The following is a 20,605-nucleotide window of genomic DNA, read 5'->3' as shown; positions in this document are numbered from 1 at the left end:
CGGGGCGGGGACCTCGCCCCAGGTCCCCGCCCCCTCTCCCGCTAGTGGATCCTGAAACTGTCGACGATCATGTAGTCGCTCGTCTTCATGACGCCCTTGAGGGTGTGGATTCCGGGTGTCAGCCCGGTCCTGCTGAAGACGGTCTTCTGGTGCACGCGAGTGGCGTTGTAGTTGTCGATCGTGCCGACGGACAGGCCGTCGAGGAAGAGCTCGACCTCGCCCTCGTCGGTGTTGACCTGGGTGATGAGGTCGATCGCGGTGCCGTTGAAGGCGAGCTCGAAGGAGTCGCCCGCGGCCTGCGTGGCATGCACGTCGTCGGCCCATCCACCGGCCCCGCCCCGGGAGCTGTTCTTCCAGTCCCATCCGGTGCCCGTGTACACGACCCCTGAGGTGTTGTTGATCTGCTCGCCGCCGACGGGCTTGCGCAGGATCACGTCGGCCGATGCCTGGTTGCGCCAGACCTTCAGCGGAACGTCGGTGCCGGGAGCCGCCTGGTTGTACACGAGCCAGAAACTGTTGCGGTCGGTGACCTGACGGCCTCCGATCTCTCTGATGACGTCATTGGCGCGCAGCCCTTGCCGGTACGCCTCCGAGGTGTTCGGCACGGCGGCCAGGTGCAGACCGTTGGTGTCGGTCAGGCCCGTGGCGGACTTGATCGCGTCGGAGTGGATCCGCGTCACCGGGGCGCCCAGCAGCGGTTCCGGGAAGGCGTCGAGGGTGTCGGTGGCGGGAGACACGGTGGGCCAGGTGAGCGGCGGCGGCGTGGGGGAACCGGCCTTGCCGAAGCCGTCCATCGCGATGTTGCGGAAGCCGAGCGCCAGCGCGGGCGAATCGGACCCGACGGTGTAGTCGAGCTTCTTCGGGTCGTCGAAGGGGGAGGCACCCGTGAACTTCGGGTCGGCGATCACCGACCGGGTGTCCAGCCCCTGGGCGCGCCAGGCGTCGCCGAGCCCCTGGACGGTCTTCCCGTTGTTCCAGAACAGGTTGTCGTTGATGACGGGCTTGCTCCTGGCCATGTCGACCTGGATCAGGCTGTAGGGGGTGTCGGTGACGAAGACGTTCTTCTCGACGACATCGCCACTGTCCGCGAACCAGACATGGAAGTGCGCGCCGCCGTTGACGAACACGTTGTTGCGTACGGTCCGGTGGAAGCCTTCACGCAACTTGACCCCGCCATTGAGCAGCAGATTGTCCTCGATGAGGTAGTTGGAGCTGCCGTCGTCGAGGTCGATGTCCCAGTGCGAGGAGTGCCGGATCCGGTTGTGGCGGATGACGGTGGTCTCCATGGCGTCCAGTCCTGCGTACGACTTCTTCGTCGCGTCATCGGCGGTCAGCGGCCAGAAGCGGTCGCGGCCCCAGGAGTTGAACGGCCCGTGGTCGGACGTCTCCTTCACGCAGTTGAAGATGTCGTTGTTCTCGATGAGGTGCCCGCCCCACGTGCCGTCGTTGATGTCGACGCATGCACGGGGACCGTCGTGGATGGTGTTGCCGTCGACGGTGACGCGACGGCTCATCGATATCTGCACGCCGGAGGTCTGCTTCTCGAACTGACCGTTGTCGTGCATGTAGTTGTCGCGGATGCTGATGTCGCGAGGGTAGTTCTCCGTCTTCGGTCCCGGCCGGGTGTCGCTGATGGTCCTGCGCATGCTGTCCCAGGTGGACGGCTCACGGACCGCGTCAGGGCTGCCGATGACAGCGACATCGGAGGCTCCGGAGTGGCTGAACTCATTGCCCGATACGGCGTCACGGCTGTTGTACCCGTCGACGAGGACCGCGTTGCCACCCACCTGGTCGAAGTGCGAGTCGCTCACCACGACGTTCTCGGTGTTCTTCAGATGAACCGCAGCCGCTCGCGCGAATGCCCAGTCGCCGAGCTGGAGCTTCTCGTACGGCTGGTTGAACAGCGTGCGATGGGTCTGGGTGAAGGTGAAGCCGGAGAAGGTCAGATGGTGGACGGCATCGCCCGGACCGTTGCCCTCCACTCGGATCAACTCGTTCTGCTCTGCCGTCTCGACACGCGCCTTCGCGGGATCGACGCCCTCGGGGGGATAGAAGTAGAGCTTCCCGGCGGGCTTGTCGTAGAACCACTCGCCGGGCGCGTCGAGCTCCTCGAAGACGTTCTCGACCATGCGGTACGTACCGTGCAGACCGCTGCCCCGGTTGTTGTCACCGACCCAGGCAAGCTCCGGCGTGCCGTCCGCCTTCACGCCCGTGACCTTGAAGGAGTTCCCGCCCCACATGCCGTTGTGCAGACCACGCACGAGAGCCGTCGTCGGATTCTTCCAACGGGCCACGCGTTGCGCGGAGATGGCGTCGGCTGCGTACCCACCGAGGATCGCCGTGTCCGGGTCGTGGTTCGGGTACCGGGCAAGCGTCTGCCGCTCCCCGTCGAGGAAGAGCCCGTCGAAGTCGAGGCCGGCTCCGATGTCGGCGACCTCGACGGCGCCCGAGTAGGAGCGCCACTGGGGTGCGAGAGTGCGGCCGCCGCTGATGACGACGCGCTCGCCGGGCGCCGCGACATAGCGGACCGGGGCTTTCGCGGTACCCGAGTCGGCGACGCCGAATCTCAGCGTGGACTGCACCCGGTACGTACCGCCGTGCACCACGACATCGACCGGTCTCTCCTGACGCACCGCCGCACGAAGCGATGTGCGGACAGCCTTCTGAACCCGCTCCAGCGTCCGGAACGGCTTGGCCGCCGATCCCTTGGCCTTGTCACTGCCGGTGGGTGAGACGTGAAAGACGATCGGCGCCCCGCTCCGGGCGGCGGCAGGGGCGACGGGCAGTACAACCAGCCCGACGCCCATCGCGGCGACGGCCACGACGGAAGTCAGCGCTGAGGCCGGGGTTCGGCGGCCGGGACACAGGCCTGGGACGGCGCGCATGGGCACTCCTCATCGACGGTCACGCCGGGTCGGCTTTCCAGAGAAGCCAGGCATCCAATGTCTGAGCCCAACTTCTGCGAGTTGTACAGGGATTACCGCACCGAAAGCTATAAATACATCGGATGATCGTCAAGAGGTTGAGACGCCCCGGATCGCATCAGAGCCTCCGGAAGAGCTCCGCCCGAACGCACGAAGGCCCGGCCCACGGGGATTCCGTGGGCCGGGCCGCTTCGAGAACGCGTCCGCTCAGCGCCGCCCGAGCCGCTGCGCGACCTCCGTCGCCCAGTACGTCAGGATCATCTGCGCACCCGCGCGGCGGATCCCGGTCAGGCTCTCCATGATCGCCGCGTCGCGGTCGATCCAGCCCTTCTCGGCGGCGGCCTCGATCATCGAGTACTCGCCGCTGATCTGGTACGCGGCAACCGGCACGTCCACCGAGTCGGCGACCTTCGCCAGGACGTCCAGGTACGGTCCGGCCGGCTTGACCATGACCATGTCGGCGCCCTCGTCGAGGTCGAGCGCCAGCTCGCGCAGGGACTCGCGGGCGTTCGCCGGGTCCTGCTGGTACGTTTTGCGGTCGCCCTTGAGCGAGGAGCCGACCGCCTCACGGAACGGCCCGTAGAACGCCGACGAGTACTTCACCGTGTAGGCGAGGATCGAGACGTCCTCGTGACCCGTCTGGTCGAGCGCGTCACGGATGACGCCGACCTGGCCGTCCATCATGCCGCTGGGGCCGACCACATGGGCGCCCGCGTCCGCTTGGACCTGGGCCATCTCGGCGTACCGCTCAAGGGTGGCGTCGTTGTCGACGCGGCCGTCGGCGGTCAGGACGCCGCAGTGACCGTGGTCCGTGTACTCGTCGAGGCACAGGTCCGACATGACGACGAGGTCGTCACCGACCTCTTCGCGCACCGCGCGCAGACCGACCTGGAGGATGCCGTCCGGGTCGGTGCCCGCCGTCCCCCGGGCGTCCTTCTTCTCATCCGCCGGAACACCGAAGAGCATGATCCCGGAGACCCCGGCCGAGACCGCGTCGACCGCGGCCTTCCGCAGGGTGTCCAGGGTGTGCTGCTGGACACCGGGCATGGCCGAGATGGCGACGGGCGCCGTGATGCCCTCGCGTACGAACGCGGGCAGGATCAGGTTCGCCGGGTCGAGCCGTGTCTCGGCGACCATCCGTCGCATCGCCGGGGTCGTCCGCAGCCGCCGGGGGCGGGAGCCGGGGAAGTTTCCGTACACAGTCATCCTTCGACGATAGACCCGTACACATCACCGTCTTACCGACACCCGTGCCGGAAAAACGGACCGGAGAACGGGCAGGGGCCCGGCCGCCGAAGCAACCGAGCCCCTGAACACCCCCGAACGGGCCGGTCAGGTCGTCGTACGACGCCTGCGAGCACCCGGACGCCGCTCGCTCGGCCGCGTCACCGGGTCACCGGCCTCCTTCGCCGCCTCCCGGCGCTGCGCGCCGAACTCGGCGAGCGCCTCGGCCAGCTTGTGCACCGACGGCTCCGGGGAGAGCACGTCGACCCGCAGGCCGTGCTCCTCCGCGGTCTTCGCCGTGGCGGGGCCGATGCACGCGATGACGGTCACGTTGTGCGGCTTGCCCGCGATACCGACCAGGTTCCGGACGGTCGACGACGAGGTGAAGAGCACCGCGTCGAAACCGCCGCCCTTGATCGCCTCACGCGTGTCGGACGGCGGCGGCGAGGCGCGGACCGTGCGGTACGCGGTGACGTCGTCGACCTCCCAGCCCAGCTCGATGAGGCCGGCGACGAGCGTCTCCGTGGCGATGTCGGCGCGCGGCAGGAAGACACGGTCGATCGGGTCGAAGACCGGGTCGTACGGCGGCCAGTCCTCCAGCAGACCGGCGGCGGACTGCTCACCGGACGGCACCAGGTCCGGCTTCACACCGAAATCGATCAGTGCGGCGGCGGTCTGTTCGCCGACCGCGGCAACCTTGATCCCGGCGAAGGCACGGGCGTCGAGCCCGTACTCCTCGAACTTCTCCCGGACCGCCTTGACCGCGTTGACGCTGGTGAAGGCGATCCACTCGTAGCGGCCCGTGACGAGGCCCTTGACCGCGCGCTCCATCTGCTGGGGCGTACGCGGCGGCTCGACGGCGATCGTCGGGACCTCGTGCGGCACGGCGCCGTACGAACGCAGCTGGTCGGAGAGCGACGCCGCCTGCTCCTTCGTCCGCGGCACGAGCACCTTCCAGCCGAAGAGCGGCTTGGACTCGAACCACGAGAGCTGGTCCCGCTGGGCGGCGGAGCTGCGCTCACCGACCACGGCTATGACGGGCTGGTGCCCGTCCGGCGACGGCAGCACCTTCGCCTGCTTCAGGACCTGGGCGATCGTCCCGAGGGTCGCCGTCCAGGTGCGCTGGCGCGTCGTCGTACCCGCGACCGTCACGGTCAGCGGGGTGTCGGGCTTGCGGCCCGCCGAGACCAGCTCGCCCGCAGCGGCCGCGACCGAGTCCAGCGTCGTCGAGACGACCGCCGTGGCATCGCTCGCGCCGACCTCGGCCCAGCAGCGGTCCGACGCGGTCCGGGCATCGACGAACCGGACGTCGGCGCCCTGCGCATCACGCAGCGGCACACCGGCGTACGCGGGCACGCCGACGGCGTTCGCGACACCCGGCACGACCTCGAAGGGAACGCCGGCCGCGGCACAGGCGAGCATCTCCGCGCCCGTGTTCCCGTCCAGGCCCGGGTCCCCGGAGACGGCACGGACGACCCGCCTGCCGCCCTTCGCGGCCTCCATGACAAGATTGGCCGCGTCCCTGAGAACGGGCACCCCGGCGGCTGTTGACGTCACGTCAACAACCGCCAGCTCGGGCGTGCTTACGCCTGCCCGCGCATGGCCGCGGACGACGCCGAGAACGTCCGGCTCGGCGACAAGGACGTCCGCGCTCGCGAGCGCCTCGACAGCGCGCAGAGTCAGCAGTCCCGGATCGCCGGGACCGGCGCCGAGGAAGGTGACGTGCCCTGCGGACAGGACCGGAAAGTCGGATGCGGCGGGGCCGGTGGGGCTCAAAGTGCTCGCTCCCCCATAAGACCGGCCGCACCCTTGGCAAGCATCTCGGTCGCGAGCTCGCGACCGAGGGCCGCCGCGTCGTCGGGCGACGTGGGGACGGGACCGGTGGTGGACATCTGTACCAGCGAGGAACCGTCGGTGGAACCGACGACACCGCGCAGGCGCAGTTCGTTGACAACCTGTCCGTCGACCAGGAGGTCGGCCAGCGCACCCACAGGTGCGGAGCAGCCGGCCTCCAGGGCGGCGAGCAGGGCGCGCTCGGCGGTCACGGCGGCCCGGGTGTACGGGTCGTCGAGCTCGGCGAGCGCTGCGGCGAGGTCCGCGCTGGTTGCAGCGCATTCGATCGCCAGTGCTCCCTGGCCGGGAGCGGGCAGAACGGTGTCGACCGACAGGAAGTCGGTCACCTCACCGATCCGGCCGAGGCGGCTGAGCCCGGCCGCGGCAAGAACCACCGCGTCCAGTTCACCGCTTCGTACAAATCCGATACGCGTATCGACGTTGCCGCGGATCGGCACGGTCTCGATGTCGAGGCCATGGCTGCGGGCGTACGCGTTGAGCTGCGCCATGCGGCGGGGCGAACCGGTGCCGATGCGGGCACCGGACGGCAGCTGCTCGAAGGTCAGACCGTCCCTCGCCACCAGCACGTCGCGCGGGTCCTCGCGCACCGGCACGGCGGCGAGGACGAGGCCCTCGGGCTGCGCGGTCGGCAGGTCCTTCAGCGAGTGGACGGCGAAGTCCACCTCGCCGCGCAGCAGCGCCTCCCGCAGCGCCGCGACGAACACACCGGTGCCGCCGATCTGCGCGAGGTGCTCGCGGGAGACATCTCCGTACGTGGTGATCTCGACGAGCTCGACGGCGCGCCCGGTCACCTCGCTGACCGCGTCGGCGACGAGGCCGGACTGCGCCATGGCGAGTTTGCTGCGCCGGGTGCCCAGCCGGAGCGGCACGTCGGTCTGCGCGCGCTGGGATGAGTTGTCGGTCATGACCGCCCTCTATTCGGGTCGTTCAGGTCTGCCCGGGAGACGGCGGCGACCGTCTGCGGGTCGAGGTCGAAGAGTTCCCGCAGCGCATCGGCGTACCCGGCGCCGCCGGGCTCGCTGGCGAGCTGCTTGACCCGCACGGTGGGCGCGTGCAGGAGCTTGTCGACGACGCGGCGCACGGTCTGTGTGATCTCGGCGCGCTGCTTCTCGTCCAGGTCGGGGAGGCGTCCGTCGAGCCGTGCGATCTCGCCGGCCACCACATCGGCGGCCATCGTGCGCAGGGCGACGACGGTCGGCGTGATGTGGGCGGCGCGCTGGGCGGCACCGAACGCGGCGACCTCGTCGGCGACGATGGTGCGCACCTGGTCCACATCGGCGGCCATCGGGGCGTCCGCGGACGCCTCGGCGAGCGACTCGATGTCGACGAGGCGTACACCGTCGAGGCGCGTCGAGGCGCCGTCGATGTCGCGTGGCATCGCGAGGTCGAGCAGGGCGAGCCTGACCGGTCCGGCGGACTGGGACTGCGCGGGCACGGTGGCCCGGCGGACGGCCTGTACCTGCGCGGTCGTGGTGGCGGAGCCGTTCTCCACCCACGCGGCGTGCTGATCCAGGTCGGCGGCGGGCACGGCGGGCGCCGGGGGGGCGGTGACGGCCCCGTCGAAGGGCAGCCCGAGCGCTCCGGCGACGGCTTCGGCGGTCAGCACGAGACCGGTCGCACCGGTGCAGGAGACGACGACATCGGCACGTGTCAGTTCGTCGGAGACCGCGGCCATCTCCACGGCGCGGGCAGTCACTCCCGTACCGCCGGGCTGATGCAGGATCTCGACGAGCCGGTCGGCGCGGGCCCGGGTCCGGTTGGCGACGACGATCTCGGCGACACCTGCACGGGCCAGCGTGGCGGCGGCCAGCGAGGACATCGAACCGGCGCCGATCACCAGGGCACGCTTGCCCTTCGCCCAGACGGCGACATCGGCGCCGCCGGCGAGCTGCTGCAGACCGAAGGTGACGAGCGACTGCCCGGCCCGGTCGATCCCGGTCTCGCTGTGGGCACGCTTGCCGACCCGCAGGGCCTGCTGGAACAGGTCGTTCAGCAGGCGACCGGCGGTGTGGAGCTCCTGCCCCAGAGCCAGCGCGTCCTTGATCTGGCCGAGGATCTGGCCCTCGCCGACGACCATCGAGTCCAGCCCGCACGCCACCGAGAAGAGGTGGTGGACGGCCCGGTCCTCGTAGTGCACATACAGATACGGAGTGAGCTCGTCCAGCCCGACCCCGCTGTGCTGGGCGAGGAGCGTGGACAACTCGGCGACACCGGCGTGGAACTTGTCCACGTCGGCGTACAGCTCGATGCGGTTGCAGGTGGCCAGGACGGCGGCCTCGGCCGCGGGCTCCGCGGCAAGGACGTCCTGCAGCAGCTTGGCCTGCGTCCCGGCAGCCAGCGAGGCCCGCTCCAGTACGGAGACGGGGGCGCTGCGGTGGCTCAGCCCTACGACAAGAAGACTCATGCCGGCATCACGGCGGGAACGTCCCCGTCGGGTCCCTTCCGGCTGCTGTCCGTGGCGGCGCGCACGGGCGGCGCGGCCGGGTCGACGCTGCTCCCGCCGACGGCTTCCTCGCCCGCCTTCCGCTGCTCGTGGAAGGCAAGGATCTGGAGCTCGATCGACAGGTCGACCTTGCGGACGTCGACGCCCTCGGGCACGGAGAGCACCGTCGGCGCGAAGTTCAGGATGGAGGTCACGCCCGCGGCGACGAGCCGGTCGCAGACCTGCTGCGCGGCACCGGCCGGGGTCGAGATGACACCGATCGACACGCCGTTGTCGCTGACGATCTTCTCCAGCTCGTCGGCGTGCTGGACGGGGATCCCGGCGACCGGCGTACCGGCCATCGCGGGGTCGGCGTCGATCAGCGCGGCGACCCGGAAGCCACGGGAGGCGAAGCCGCCGTAGTTGGCGAGCGCGGCGCCGAGGTTACCGATACCGACGATGACGACCGGCCAGTCCTGGGTGAGCCCGAGCTCGCGGGAGATCTGGTAGACGAGATACTCGACGTCGTACCCGACGCCGCGCGTCCCGTACGACCCGAGGTAGCTGAAGTCCTTGCGCAGCTTGGCGGAGTTGACCCCCGCCGCCGCGGCGAGTTCCTCGGACGAGACCGTGGGGACCGAGCGCTCGGAGAGCGCGGTCAGTGCGCGGAGATACAGCGGAAGCCGGGCGACGGTGGCCTCGGGAATTCCTCGGCTACGGGTCGCCGGTCGGTGAGTTCGGCCAGTTGCCACGGTGCTCCTGCGGGATGAGCGGGGCTGCAGGCGGCCATATGTTCCAAGACCGCCCCGTCGAATGCAGGCTATGTCTTTGTGAACGCGTGCACAAAGATGGTGTCCGTTTTGTCCGGTCAAAGTGACCGGGGTCACGCACATCCGTCGCGCGATCCCGGAACCACGGATCGCATCAGCCCGTTGCAGGCCCGAAGGGGGCAAGGCGGTACACACTCCTCACGACTACACCCCCGAGACCACTCAAAACGCCCACGATGGTAACCGGGTTTCGCTCAGGAAAGCAGTGCGCTGCGCAGCCTCGCCGGGTCCACCCGCCAGAACGTGTGCTGTTCGTTATCAATGAGGACGACCGGAATCTGCTCCCAGTACTCCCGGTGCAGCTCCTCGTCCTGGGTGATGTCCTTCTCCTCCCAGGACGCGCCGGTCTCCTCGCAGACCTCCCTCACCACCAGCCGCGCGTCGTCACAGAGGTGACAACCGGGCTTCCCGACCAGGGTCACGACACGGTCCGCGGGCTTCTTCTTCGTGCGACGCAACAAGGCACTCATGTCTTTATTCTGCGCCGCCCGCCCGCCGTTTCCGGAGCCCGTCGGGCGCCGATCCGTTACGCCCGGAATCGCCCGTTTAACAATTCGGTCCCCGAGAGTTCACGCCACCGCATCCCGGCACGTCGGTCAAGGCCGAACGGACTGGCTATGCTCACGACATGGCCGCTCTTGGATGGCTCACACCCCGTAGGCGTTCCGCGACAGCACGGAGCGTGCTGGCAGGCGAGGCAGCAGCCGAGGCAGCGCGGAAGTCGTCACTCCCCGCCGAACAGCCCGCCGGACGATCCACCGGCACGGCCCCCGTCACGACCGAGGAGCCGGAACCGGCCTTCCCGGTCGTCGGTGACGAACGGGCCGCCGCCTTCTTCGACCTGGACAACACCGTCATGCAGGGCGCGGCGATCTTCCACTTCGGCCGCGGCCTGTACAAACGCAAGTTCTTCCAGCGCCGCGAGCTGACCCGGTTCGCCTGGCAGCAGGCCTGGTTCAGACTGGCCGGCGTCGAGGACCCGGAACACATGCAGGACGCCCGCGACAGCGCCCTGTCCATCGTCAAGGGCCACCGCGTCTCCGAGCTGATGTCCATCGGCGAGGAGATCTACGACGAATACATGGCCGACCGCATCTGGCCCGGCACCCGCGCCCTCGCCCAGGCCCACCTCGACGCCGGACAGAGGGTCTGGCTGGTCACCGCCGCCCCGGTGGAGACGGCCACGATCATCGCCCGCCGCCTCGGCCTGACCGGCGCGCTCGGCACGGTCGCCGAGTCCGTCGACGGTGTCTACACCGGCCGCCTGGTCGGCGAACCGCTGCACGGGCCCGCGAAGGCCGAGGCGGTCCGCGCCCTGGCCGCTGCCGAGGGCCTCGACCTGGCGCGTTGCGCGGCGTACAGCGACTCGCACAACGACATCCCGATGCTGTCCCTGGTCGGACACCCGTACGCGATCAACCCGGACACCAAGCTCCGCAAGCACGCCCGGGCCCTGGACTGGCGGCTGCGCGACTACCGCACGGGCCGCAAGGCGGCCAAGGTCGGCATCCCGGCCGCCGCCGGTGTCGGCGCCCTCGCGGGCGGCACCGCGGCCGCAGTCGCCCTGCACCGCCGCCGCCGCTGACCCGCGGACGCACCGACGCACCGACCATGTGGCCCGGCCCCCGCCTCCGGGGGGCCGGGCCACGCCCGGCCGCGCCGCCAATCGGGACCTCTTACCCACCGACCGCTCCCGCCAGTCGGATTGCGCGCACCCGACCACAACCCGTCGCGGCCGCAGCCAGATCACGAAGTAATCCGATCAATAACCGGTCACGATGTGCTACTTGATGCGTCGCATAGTCGCTACAGAAGCGACGGAATCGATGATTTGAGCAACTGGGTGTAGCACTGCCTGTACGAAGCGTTATTCTCCTCAGACGCATTCCGGAACCCCTGCTCACTACGACGAGTGACGGTTTCGCACTGCACGTGATGGAAGCTCTGCCTCTGGGAGTCCCGTGTACCCACACGTCGGGGTTGACGCCTCGGGCCTGGCTACGCTGCGCGCAACGGTCGCCGACCGCTTGCGCGGCTTCGTCCCCACCGCGTACGCCGTACCCGCCTTTGCCACCCCTGCACCTGTCGGCCCTTGCTACGCCCTGGCCGAACGCGGTGCGGCGGTCGGAAGACGCAGCAACCGCGGCGCAACGACCACGTCCACCGTTCGTCGGCCGACCGCCGACAGCGACAGCGCGCGCATGATGGATCTCGTCGAGCGCGCACAGGCCGGTGAGGCTGACGCCTTCGGCCGCCTCTACGACCAGTACAGCGACACCGTCTACCGATACATCTACTACCGGGTGGGCGGCAAGGCGACGGCGGAGGACCTCACCAGTGAGACCTTCCTGCGCGCCCTGCGCCGCATCTCCACCTTCACCTGGCAGGGCCGCGACTTCGGCGCCTGGCTGGTCACGATCGCCCGCAACCTGGTCGCCGACCACTTCAAGTCCAGTCGGTTCCGGCTGGAAGTGACCACCGGCGAAATGCTCGACGCCAACGAGGTCGAGCGCAGCCCCGAGGACTCCGTCCTGGAGTCCCTCTCCAACGCCGCACTGCTGCAGGCCGTGCGCCGACTCAACCCCCAGCAGCAGGAATGCGTGACGCTGCGCTTCCTGCAGGGCCTCTCGGTCGCCGAGACGGCCCGCGTGATGGGCAAGAACGAGGGCGCGATCAAGACCTTGCAGTACCGCGCCGTCCGCACCCTTGCCCGGCTGCTGCCGGACGACGCCCGCTGAGAACACCCTCGGCGACTCCCCGATCACGCACTGGTCCGATCATCTTTCGTGCGTAACCCAAGTGCCGCGCCACTCGTTGTGCCGGTTGCAGGCCCCCTGTCGTCACTCCATGTCCGCCGACACTCACTCTTTCGTGTGGAAGCGCTCAAGGTGTGCAACCTTCCGGACCCCCAGGGGAGTCGACCGTCATGACGAGAGGAGGTGCCGCCAGTGATCGCAAACGTTTCGGCACACCGGCGGGCGAACGCCTTCGCCCAGGCCCTGGATGAGCAGGAGCTCCGGGGTGCGGCGGCCGTACAGCCCGAGGAACCGGCCGAACCGGCCGACCACGGAACGCTGTTGGCCCTGGCGAACGGCCTCGGTGAGCTGCCGAGACCGGAGTTGGATCCCGAGGTCAAAGTGGTGCAGCGAGCGCAGCTCGTGGCCGCCATGGAGGCCATGTTTGCCGAGGGCGGCGCATCCACGGGCCCTACGGTGCCCGAACAACGGAGCAAGGGGGCCCACCGGGCCTCCCCGCTCCGAAAACTGCGCCCCCGCTCCCGCTGGACGAAGGGTCTCGCCGCCGGCGGGCTCACCGTCGGCGTGGCCGCGGGAGCCTTCGGTGGAGTAGCCGCTGCCAGTTCCGACGCCCTTCCGGGTGATTCGCTGTACGGGCTGAAGCGCGGCATGGAGGACATCCACCTCGGTATGGCCAACGGCGATACCGACCGCGGCGAGGTCTACCTCGACCAGGCATCGACGCGGCTGAGCGAGGCCCGCAGGCTCATGGAACGCGACCGCGCGGGCGATCTGGACCACGAATCACTGGGCGAGATCAGGCGCACGCTGAACGGCATGACGCACGATGCCACCGAGGGCCACCGCCTGCTCCACGCCGCGTACCAGCGCGACGGAACACTCGGCCCGATCCAGACCCTGGACTCCTTCTCCCGCAACCATCGCGGAAGCTGGAGCAACCTGCGCGACCGCCTGCCGGTCCAGCTGACGGACGTCGGGGACGAGGTCAGCTCGGTCTTCGAGGCCATAGACCAAGAGGTCGCACCGCTGCAGTCCCTGCTGCCCCTCACCCCGGACCGGAGCGCCGACTCGCAACAGTCCGGATCGTCGCAGCAATCCGACGACCCGTCCCTCATGGACAGCCCGGCACCCTCGTCCCCCGAAGCCTCACAGGGCCGGCGGGGCGACACCGGCACCCCGGACCCGTCCGGTTCGGCCTCCACCTCGGCCGACGGCCTGATCGCGGGCGGCGCGGACGGTCTCCTGGACCTCCCGTCACCGGGCGCCACCCCGTCCACAACGGGCAGGGGATCCACCCCACCCACCCCGGACGTCACACTGCCCCCGCTACTCCCCGGGCTGCTCCCAGGCCTGGGAATCAACAACGAGAGCGCAGACGACTAGGGGACACCCGTGGCCCCAACCGTCCTCAATCGCCGGCACATCAAGCCTGTCCGGCGATTGAGGACAAAATGCCCCCCGGACGCCCCGGGCACAGGCACCGTCAGAAGAACACCGACCGCCGCTGAACCAACAACTTGTACAGCGTGTGCTGAATCTGCTCCCGCACCTGATCCGTCAAGTTGAACATCAGCATCGGATCCTCCGCCGCCTCCACCGGATACCCGTCCGTAGAAATCGGCTCACCGAACTGAATCGTCCACTTCGTCGGCAGCGGAACCGCACCCAACGGTCCCAGCCAGGGAAACGTGGGCGTGATCGGGAAGTACGGAATCCCCAGCACCCGCGCCAGCGTCTTCGCGTTGCCGATCATCGGGTAGATCTCCTCCGCCCCCACGATCGAGCACGGCACGATCGGCACCCCGGCCCGCAGCGCCGTCGACACGAAGCCGCCCCGCCCGAACCGCTGCAGCTTGTACCGATCGCCGAACGGCTTGCCGATGCCCTTGAAGCCCTCCGGCATCACCCCGACGACCTCGCCCTGCCTCAGCAGCCGCTCCGCGTCCTCCGCGCAGGCCAGCGTGTGCCCGGCCTTCCTGGCCAGTTCGTTCACCACCGGCATCACAAACACCAGGTCCGCGGCGAGCAGCCGCAGATGCCGGTCGGCCGGGTGGGTGTCGTGCACGGCGACCTGAAGCATCAGCCCGTCCAGCGGCAACGTCCCCGAGTGGTTGGCCACGATCAGTGCCCCGCCGTCCGACGGGATGTTCTCGATGCCCTTCACCTCGACCCGGAAGTACTTCTCGTACATCGGTCTCAGCACCGACATCAGAACCTGATCGGTGAGCTCCTTGTCGTACCCGAACTCGTCGACCTCGTACTCGCCGGTGACCCGCCGCCGCAAAAACGCGAGCCCACTCGCGATCCGCCGGTCCCAGCTGCCGCACCGAGCCCCTTCCTGAGCCTGCGCACCCTCCACGGGTTCCCCGTCCCCCTGCACCACCTCCTGCGCCTGCACGGCGTCGTGCTGCCCCGGCAGGGCACTGAGGGCTGCGGTGCCCACCGCGGGCCCCGCCGCCGCCCTCCGGCGGGCGGAACGCTGCGCGCCACCCGACCGTGAACGGTCGTCATCGAACGGAATGACCTTGGCATCCACCATCGTCGGTGCGCTCCTCTACCTGACGCCGGGGGTCGGTTGTGTGTCGCCTGCCCCGGTGATCACCGGAACCTCGCCGGTCCCGCCGGCGAACGGCATCGCCGTCAGCCGGTCGACGGCCCTGCCCACCGTCCCGGGCGGCAGCAGTCCGGGGCCCACGCTGCGCGCGAACGCGGCGAACGTCTCCGAGGTGGTGAATCCCGGGTGGAAGCCCAGCGTCTCGCGCATCTGGACGGTGGAGACCACCCTGCCATGCGTGAGGAGCCTGATCTGCTCCGGCGAGAAGTCCGTCATGCCGACCGTACGCAGCGCCTGCCCCACCCAGGTGACGGCGGGCAGCGGCACCGGCATCGTCGGCCGCCCGAGCCGTCGCGCGCACTGCGAGAGCAGCAGCACCCCGTCGCCGGCGATATTGAACGTGCCACTGTTCAGCGTCCCGCGCCGCGGCTCGTACGAGGCGATCCTCAGTACATCGATGACATCGTCCTCATGCACGAACTGGAGCCGTGGGTCGTACCCGAACACCGTCGGCAGCACGGGCAGTGCCAGGTAGTCGGCGAGCGGCGAGTCCGCGTCCGGCCCGAGGATGTTCGCGAACCGCAGCACGCACACGGCCACGTCGGGCCGGCGGCGAGCGAAGCCCCGTACGTATCCCTCGACCTCCACCGCGTCCTTCGCGAAGCCACCACTCGGCAGGGACTTGGGCGGGGTGGTCTCGGTGAAGACCGCCGGATCGCGCGGCGCGGAGCCATACACACTCGTACTGGACTTGACCACCAGCCGCCGGACCGTCGGCGACTTCTGGCAGACACCGAGCAATTGCATGGTGCCGATGACGTTGGTCTCCTTGACGGTGGTCCGGCCGCCCGCGCCGAGCGCCTTGCCGCTGACGTCCAGATGCACGACCGTGTCGACTGCGTGCGCGGCAAGGACTCTGGCGATCGCGGGCTGGCGGATGTCCACACGTACGAAGTCGGCGTCACCCAACTGGTGTGCGGGCGCGACCGCGTCGACGGCGATCACCCGGTCCACGTCCGGATCACGCTGGATGCGCCGCACGAATCGGCCTCCCAGTTGCCGGGCCGCTCCCGTGACGAGCACGACCTTCCCCAAGATCAGCGCCTTCCGTCGAAGAGGTTTCCCCTGGCGGTCACCGTAGCGGGTGGATGTTGCCCTGTGATGACTGCACGGCGGCCTTCTGCCGAGTCTTTGGCCCAAATGTGCGTCACACGGCCCACACACGCCCGCAGAGGCCCCTCCCGCAAACGCACCGCAGCCCCCCCGCCGTATCAGCGGGAGGGCTGCGGATTCACGAACTGCGTTCGCTTACTTCTTGTTGCGACGCTGAACGCGCGTGCGCTTGAGCAGCTTGCGGTGCTTCTTCTTGGCCATCCGCTTGCGCCGCTTCTTGATAACAGAGCCCACGACTACCCTCGCTCACTTCTCTTCACTGGTGCGGGGCGTCTGGGCCCACACGACCTACGTCGGCCTAGCCTACCCGCCACCGGGTGAGGGACGTAATCCGAGGCGACCGTCAGGCGGACTCCACCCCCACAAAGGACTCGCGGAGATACTCGTGAACCGCTTGCTCCAGGACCCGGAAGGACCTGCCCACCCGGATCGCCGGCAGATGACCACTGTGCACCAAGCGGTACACGGTCATCTTCGACACGCGCATGACCGAGGCGACTTCCGCCACGGTCAGAAACTTGACCTCGTTGAGAGGCCTCTCGCTGCCAGCACCAGCCATGACCCACCTGTACCTTCCGCACGAGACGCGCACCGGCTTCCCCTCCGGTGACTCTTCGTCGTTGTGCGCTCACTCCCCAGATTAGGGGCGGGTGATGCGAGTGGGGAAGAGGAGGGACCATCGGCCGCCTACTGTGACAGACACGCCCGATTGAGCACATAGCGAGTAAGCGGCCGGTAGTAATCGGACCGCACGGCGTCGTCGAGCGGAACGGCGACCGACACCCGCCCCTCGGCCTCCCCGACGAACAGTGCGGGATCGTCCGTATCCGCCAGACCGATTGCCTCAATGCCCAACTGACCTGCGCCGCAGACCCAGCCGTGGTCCCCGACGACGAGCTCCGGAAGTCGCCCGTGAACCGTCACCGCCGCCTCCAGCGCGACCCGGACCGGCAGCGGCGAGTGGGTATGTGCGCCCGGCTCACTGCCGTGGGGCCGCACGCCCGGTTCGCGCACCATGGCGACTCCCCGTACGTAGTCGAGCTTGTACGTGCGTACGCCGAACCGGGTCGTTATGTCGATACATCTCCCCTGCGCGGGGGTGAGTACGGCGCACCCCGCCGCCGACATGGCGTCTGCCAGTTCGACGTAGAACCCGAGCAGCCGGTGCGGATGACCGGTCCCGAACAGCACCGGTGCCCTCCGGACCGCCGCGCTCGACAACCGCTGGGCAAACGCATCCAGACCGGCCAACGTCCGCTCCGGATCGATCACATCAGGACCCGCAACGTGAGCGGGATCGTTCGAAACCCCGCACTTGTCGGCCATCAGCCGAAGCACATCGGGCTCCTTCCACCCCCATGCGGGGTCGAGCCCGAGCATCACCCGCGGATCCCTGGCCGCGAACAGCCGATAGCTCCGCAGACTCACCTCCCGCGAGGTGGCCACGGGCCCGGCCAGCCGGGCCGCCAGCAGATGCGCGCGCAGCGCTCCGGTGCTCAACACCCTGCCGATGCTGCCTCAATCACCCGGACGGAGGGCCAAAAGAAGGGTTGGGCCCCACAGTTGGCGTAACTCGTCCCCACCGCCGCGCAGAAACGGCCGAACCGGACCGCCCCCACCCGCCTCAGGCCAGCAGCCCCCGCAACGGGAACGCCGCCCGCCTGGTCGCCCGCACCGCCTGGTCCAGCCGGTCCGCCGGGTCGTACCCCGTCTCCCACGACTGCCACGAAGGCGTACGCCCGTCGGTCATCCGAGCCGGCCCCAGCTGCCGGGTCCGGGCATAGACCTCGTCCCGCCACGAGGCAGGAACCACCACCTCAGGGTCCACCGGCGCATGCGCGGCGATCCCCACCAGATGCGTCCAGGACCTCGGCACCACATCGACGACCGCATACCCGCCCCCGCCGAGCGCCACCCACCTCCCTCCCTCCGCATGCGCGTGGGCGAGCTCATGGCACGACTCCATGACCGCCCGCTGCGCGTCCAGCGACACCGCCAGATGCGCGAGCGGATCCTCGAAGTGCGTGTCGGCCCCGTGCTGGGTCACCAGCACCTGCGGCCGAAAGTCCTCGATCAGCTCCGGCACCACCGCGTGGAACGCCCGCAACCACCCCGCGTCCCCCGTACCGGCGGGCAGCGCCACATTCACCGCGGCCCCCTCCCCCGCACCGGAACCGGTCTCCTCCGGCCAGCCGGTCTGCGGGAACAGCGTCCGTGGATGTTCGTGCAGCGACACGGTCAGAACCCGCGGGTCCTCCCAGAACGCGGCCTGCACCCCGTCACCGTGGTGGACGTCCACATCGATGTACGCGACCCGCTCCGCACCCAGTTCCAGCAGCCGGGCAATGGCGAGCGCCGGGTCGTTGTAGATGCAGAACCCCGACGCAGCGCCCGGCATCGCATGGTGCAGCCCGCCCGCGAAGTTCACCGCATGCGCGGTGTCCCCGCGCCACACCGCCTCGGCGGCGGCCACCGACTGCCCGGCGATCAGCGCCGACACCTCGTGCATCCCCACGAACGCCGGATCATCCATCGTCCCGAGCCCGTAGTTCTGATCGGCCGCCCTGGGATTCGCGGAGGCCGCGCGCACGGCCGCCACGTAGTCCTCACGGTGCACGAGCCGCAGCGTGGATTCCCCGGCCGGCTTGGCGGCCACCACATCCACCGCGCTGTCGAGACCGAACGCCCGCACCAGACCCATCGTCAGGGCCAGCCTGACGGGGTCCATCGGATGACCGCCCCCGAAGTCATATCCCGTTACTGCGTCATCCCACATCAACTGTGCGCGGCCGCTCATGCCCGCCACCGTATCGGGCGGGCTCCGAACCGAACGACTTGGCGTACACGAGCGTCGCGAGCACCAGCACCATCGGGACCAGCATCGCGCCCCGGTAGCTCCACGCGTCCCCGAGCGCACCCACCAGAGGCGACCCCACCAGGAACCCCACATAGTTGAAGACATTCAGCCGGGCGATCGCCGTATCGCTGGCCCCCGGGAACATCCGCCCGGCGGCCGCGAACGTCTGCGGCACGATCACACAGAGCCCGAGCCCCAGCATGGTGAACCCGAGCATCCCGATCCACGCCCCGGAAGCCACCGCCACCACCGCGAAACCCGCCGCAGCCAGCACACTCCCGAACCGCACGACAGCCACAGCCCCGAACCGCCGCACCCCGAAGTCCCCCACGGCCCGCCCGAGCAGCGTCGTCACCATGTAGACGTTGTACGGAACGGTCGACAGCTGCTCGGAACTCCCCAGCACGTCCTGCAGATACTTCGCACTCCAGTTGGAGACCGTCGAGTCCCCGATGTACGCGAAGCTCATCACCAGACAGAGTGGCATCAGCAGCTTGAACGAGACCGAGCCGCCCTGACGCTCTGCCTCCTGCCCATCGTCCTCAGCCTTCCCCTCGACGTACCACCGGCTCCCGATGAACGCGGCGGGCAGCAGCAGGACGACCGTGGGAAGGTAGGACACCAGCAGCGTGAGATCCCAGTGCGCCCCGGCCCACGCCATCGACGCCCCGGCGATCCCGCCCAGGCTGTACGCGGCGTGGAACCCCAGCATGATGCTGCGCCCGTACGCCCGCTGAAGGCTGACCCCCATCATGTTCATGGAGGCGTCGAGCGCTCCGACGGACAGTCCGAACACCCCGAGCGCGACGGCTGCCTGCCACAGTTCGCTGCCGGCCCCGACACCGAGCAGCGCCAGCAGCACGACGGGCTGCGCCCACCTCAGTACGACCCGGGGCCGTACCCGCGCGACCACCTTCTCGGTGACCACGCTGCCCACACCGGCCAGGATCGGTACGGCGGCGAGGAACACGGGCAGCAGCCCGTCGGATATCCCGTACCGGTCCTGAATGGCTGGAATGCGCGTCACGAGCAGGGCAAAGGTCACCCCTTGCACGAAGAAGCTCAACGCCAAGGAGGCCCTACCGTGCCGCAGCCGCGCATCCGTCATGGCCGCAGCGTAGGGCCCTGGCCTACCCATGGGTAGATGGATCAGGCGAGCAGTTCCCGCAGTTGGGCCATGTCGGAGAAGTGCCCGGTCACCCCGGCGAGCTGGTCGGCGGGCATCATCGACGTGAACCCGTACACATCCATCCCCGCGGCCCGCGCCGCCTCCACCCCGAGCGGGCTGTCCTCGATGACGACACACCTTTCGGGCGGAACGCCCATCCGCTCAGCGGCAAGGAGGAACAGGTCGGGTGCCGGCTTTCCGTGCCCGACGTCCTCCGCGCTGAAGATCCACTCCTCCTCGAACCACTGGTCGAGCCCGGTCTTGCGGTGCCCGACCCGGATCCGTTCGTGGCTCCCGGAGGAGGCGACGCAGTACGGCACGCCGTCGGCGACGAGCTTTCCCAGCACGTCGTCGACGCCTTCGACGGGTTCCAGCTCTTCCTGGAAAGCGGCGAAGATCCGGGAGTGGAGCGTCTCGTCGAAGTCCGCGGGCAGCTTCTCTCCCGTCCTCTCCTCGACGAGGTCGTGCACCCGGTGCACGGCGGACCCCATGTAGTCACGGAGCGATTCCTCGTACGAGGTGGGGTGACCGAGCTCGGTCAGGTAGCCGGAGAGGACGGTGTTGGAGATCGGCTCACTGTCGACGAGCACACCATCGTTGTCGAAGATGACCAGTTCGTAGCGCATGGTTCGAGCCTAGACGCTCAGAACGCAGAAAAGCCCCGTGCCACAAGGGCACGGGGCTTTCCCGGAATAATTGTTCGGCGGCGTCCTACTCTCCCACAGGGTCCCCCCTGCAGTACCATCGGCGCTGAAAGGCTTAGCTTCCGGGTTCGGAATGTAACCGGGCGTTTCCCTAACGCAATGACCACCGAAACACTATGAAATTAACCAACACCGGGCA

The 20,605-nt window shown here is 69.1% G+C and carries 18 protein-coding genes and 1 rRNA gene; 3 read left to right on the top strand and 16 right to left on the bottom strand.

Annotation, left to right across the window (positions count from 1 at the left end; translation table 11 throughout):
• Positions 1 to 41 precede the first annotated feature (41 nt).
• The 7 genes from OG395_RS30315 to OG395_RS30285 all read right to left on the bottom strand — a co-directional run bounded on the left by OG395_RS30315 (position 42) and on the right by OG395_RS30285 (position 9,724).
• Positions 42 to 2,885, bottom strand: a complete 2,844-nt coding sequence (locus tag OG395_RS30315) for a PDZ domain-containing protein (protein ID WP_327245760.1) — start codon at positions 2,883 to 2,885, stop codon at positions 42 to 44.
• Positions 2,886 to 3,131: 246 nt separating this feature from the next.
• Positions 3,132 to 4,130 carry a porphobilinogen synthase gene (hemB, locus tag OG395_RS30310; RefSeq protein ID WP_327245759.1) on the bottom strand — a complete coding sequence of 333 codons (999 nt, stop codon included), beginning with the start codon at positions 4,128 to 4,130 and terminating at the stop codon, positions 3,132 to 3,134.
• A gap of 126 nt (positions 4,131 to 4,256) precedes the next feature.
• Entirely contained in the window at positions 4,257 to 5,924 is a 1,668-nt protein-coding gene (locus tag OG395_RS30305) for a bifunctional uroporphyrinogen-III C-methyltransferase/uroporphyrinogen-III synthase (RefSeq protein ID WP_327245758.1), read from the bottom strand.
• Positions 5,921 to 6,907 carry a hydroxymethylbilane synthase gene (gene hemC, locus OG395_RS30300; RefSeq protein WP_327245757.1) on the bottom strand — a complete coding sequence of 329 codons (987 nt, stop codon included), beginning with the start codon at positions 6,905 to 6,907 and terminating at the stop codon, positions 5,921 to 5,923. Before hemC ends, OG395_RS30305 begins: the two co-directional genes overlap by 4 nt.
• A complete protein-coding gene (locus OG395_RS30295; RefSeq protein WP_327245756.1) occupies positions 6,904 to 8,406 on the bottom strand; it encodes a glutamyl-tRNA reductase in 1,503 nt (500 codons plus the stop codon). Before OG395_RS30295 ends, hemC begins: the two co-directional genes overlap by 4 nt.
• Entirely contained in the window at positions 8,403 to 9,176 is a 774-nt protein-coding gene (locus OG395_RS30290) for a redox-sensing transcriptional repressor Rex (protein ID WP_327245755.1), read from the bottom strand. Before OG395_RS30290 ends, OG395_RS30295 begins: the two co-directional genes overlap by 4 nt.
• A gap of 272 nt (positions 9,177 to 9,448) precedes the next feature.
• On the bottom strand, positions 9,449 to 9,724 hold the full coding sequence (locus tag OG395_RS30285; protein ID WP_326604418.1) for a glutaredoxin family protein: 276 nt from the start codon (positions 9,722 to 9,724) through the stop codon (positions 9,449 to 9,451).
• Between the two features lie 158 nt (positions 9,725 to 9,882).
• Here OG395_RS30285 and OG395_RS30280 point away from each other — a divergent pair, with 158 nt between their 5' ends.
• From OG395_RS30280 to OG395_RS30270, 3 genes are all read left to right on the top strand, one after another.
• Positions 9,883 to 10,839 carry an HAD family hydrolase gene (locus tag OG395_RS30280; RefSeq protein ID WP_327245754.1) on the top strand — a complete coding sequence of 319 codons (957 nt, stop codon included), beginning with the start codon at positions 9,883 to 9,885 and terminating at the stop codon, positions 10,837 to 10,839.
• Positions 10,840 to 11,215: 376 nt separating this feature from the next.
• A complete protein-coding gene (locus tag OG395_RS30275; protein ID WP_030928170.1) occupies positions 11,216 to 11,992 on the top strand; it encodes an ECF subfamily RNA polymerase sigma factor, BldN family in 777 nt (258 codons plus the stop codon).
• A gap of 210 nt (positions 11,993 to 12,202) precedes the next feature.
• Positions 12,203 to 13,393, top strand: coding sequence for a DUF5667 domain-containing protein (locus OG395_RS30270; protein ID WP_327245753.1), 1,191 nt, complete (start codon positions 12,203 to 12,205; stop codon positions 13,391 to 13,393).
• A 100-nt stretch (positions 13,394 to 13,493) separates the two neighbouring features.
• Here the strand turns inward: OG395_RS30270 and OG395_RS30265 are convergent, their stop codons facing one another.
• The 9 genes from OG395_RS30265 to rrf all read right to left on the bottom strand — a co-directional run bounded on the left by OG395_RS30265 (position 13,494) and on the right by rrf (position 20,577).
• Complete coding sequence (locus tag OG395_RS30265; protein WP_327245752.1) at positions 13,494 to 14,549, bottom strand: lysophospholipid acyltransferase family protein; 1,056 nt, start codon at positions 14,547 to 14,549, stop codon at positions 13,494 to 13,496.
• Between the two features lie 15 nt (positions 14,550 to 14,564).
• Positions 14,565 to 15,659: an NAD-dependent epimerase/dehydratase family protein gene (locus OG395_RS30260; protein WP_327245751.1), complete on the bottom strand. Its 1,095-nt coding sequence runs from the start codon at positions 15,657 to 15,659 to the stop codon at positions 14,565 to 14,567.
• A 213-nt stretch (positions 15,660 to 15,872) separates the two neighbouring features.
• Entirely contained in the window at positions 15,873 to 15,971 is a 99-nt protein-coding gene (locus OG395_RS30255; protein WP_003948845.1) for a 30S ribosomal protein bS22, read from the bottom strand.
• A 109-nt stretch (positions 15,972 to 16,080) separates the two neighbouring features.
• Positions 16,081 to 16,296, bottom strand: a complete 216-nt coding sequence (locus OG395_RS30250) for a helix-turn-helix domain-containing protein (protein ID WP_327245750.1) — start codon at positions 16,294 to 16,296, stop codon at positions 16,081 to 16,083.
• A 128-nt stretch (positions 16,297 to 16,424) separates the two neighbouring features.
• Positions 16,425 to 17,240 (bottom strand): phosphatase, encoded by an 816-nt coding sequence (locus tag OG395_RS30245; protein WP_327245749.1) that lies wholly within the window; start codon positions 17,238 to 17,240, stop codon positions 16,425 to 16,427.
• A 121-nt stretch (positions 17,241 to 17,361) separates the two neighbouring features.
• Positions 17,362 to 18,534, bottom strand: a complete 1,173-nt coding sequence (locus tag OG395_RS30240; RefSeq protein ID WP_327245748.1) for an acetoin utilization protein AcuC — start codon at positions 18,532 to 18,534, stop codon at positions 17,362 to 17,364.
• Complete coding sequence (locus tag OG395_RS30235) at positions 18,503 to 19,702, bottom strand: MFS transporter (protein WP_327245747.1); 1,200 nt, start codon at positions 19,700 to 19,702, stop codon at positions 18,503 to 18,505. The genes OG395_RS30240 and OG395_RS30235 overlap by 32 nt, the downstream gene beginning before the upstream one ends.
• A gap of 41 nt (positions 19,703 to 19,743) precedes the next feature.
• Positions 19,744 to 20,388 (bottom strand): HAD family hydrolase, encoded by a 645-nt coding sequence (locus OG395_RS30230; protein WP_266984437.1) that lies wholly within the window; start codon positions 20,386 to 20,388, stop codon positions 19,744 to 19,746.
• Between the two features lie 72 nt (positions 20,389 to 20,460).
• Positions 20,461 to 20,577: ribosomal RNA gene (rrf, locus tag OG395_RS30225) — 5S ribosomal RNA — on the bottom strand.
• Between the last annotated feature and the right edge of the window lie 28 nt (positions 20,578 to 20,605).

Source organism: Streptomyces sp. NBC_01320 (assembly GCF_035974375.1).
Classification (GTDB): Bacteria; Actinomycetota; Actinomycetes; order Streptomycetales; family Streptomycetaceae; genus Streptomyces; species Streptomyces yanii.
Note: the sequence above shows the minus strand (reverse complement) of the source record. Positions and strands in the feature narration are given on the sequence as shown.

Coding starts and splice junctions, on each gene's coding strand:
- hemC (WP_327245757.1), bottom strand. CDS start 6,907: ATGACCGACAACTCATCCCAGCGCGCGCAGACCGACGTGCCGCTCCGG.
- OG395_RS30250 (WP_327245750.1), bottom strand. CDS start 16,296: ATGGCTGGTGCTGGCAGCGAGAGGCCTCTCAACGAGGTCAAGTTTCTG.
- OG395_RS30280 (WP_327245754.1), top strand. CDS start 9,883: ATGGCCGCTCTTGGATGGCTCACACCCCGTAGGCGTTCCGCGACAGCA.
- OG395_RS30235 (WP_327245747.1), bottom strand. CDS start 19,702: ATGACGGATGCGCGGCTGCGGCACGGTAGGGCCTCCTTGGCGTTGAGC.
- OG395_RS30230 (WP_266984437.1), bottom strand. CDS start 20,388: ATGCGCTACGAACTGGTCATCTTCGACAACGATGGTGTGCTCGTCGAC.
- hemB (WP_327245759.1), bottom strand. CDS start 4,130: ATGACTGTGTACGGAAACTTCCCCGGCTCCCGCCCCCGGCGGCTGCGG.
- OG395_RS30265 (WP_327245752.1), bottom strand. CDS start 14,549: ATGGTGGATGCCAAGGTCATTCCGTTCGATGACGACCGTTCACGGTCG.
- OG395_RS30285 (WP_326604418.1), bottom strand. CDS start 9,724: ATGAGTGCCTTGTTGCGTCGCACGAAGAAGAAGCCCGCGGACCGTGTC.
- OG395_RS30295 (WP_327245756.1), bottom strand. CDS start 8,406: ATGAGTCTTCTTGTCGTAGGGCTGAGCCACCGCAGCGCCCCCGTCTCC.
- OG395_RS30315 (WP_327245760.1), bottom strand. CDS start 2,885: ATGCGCGCCGTCCCAGGCCTGTGTCCCGGCCGCCGAACCCCGGCCTCA.
- OG395_RS30240 (WP_327245748.1), bottom strand. CDS start 18,534: ATGAGCGGCCGCGCACAGTTGATGTGGGATGACGCAGTAACGGGATAT.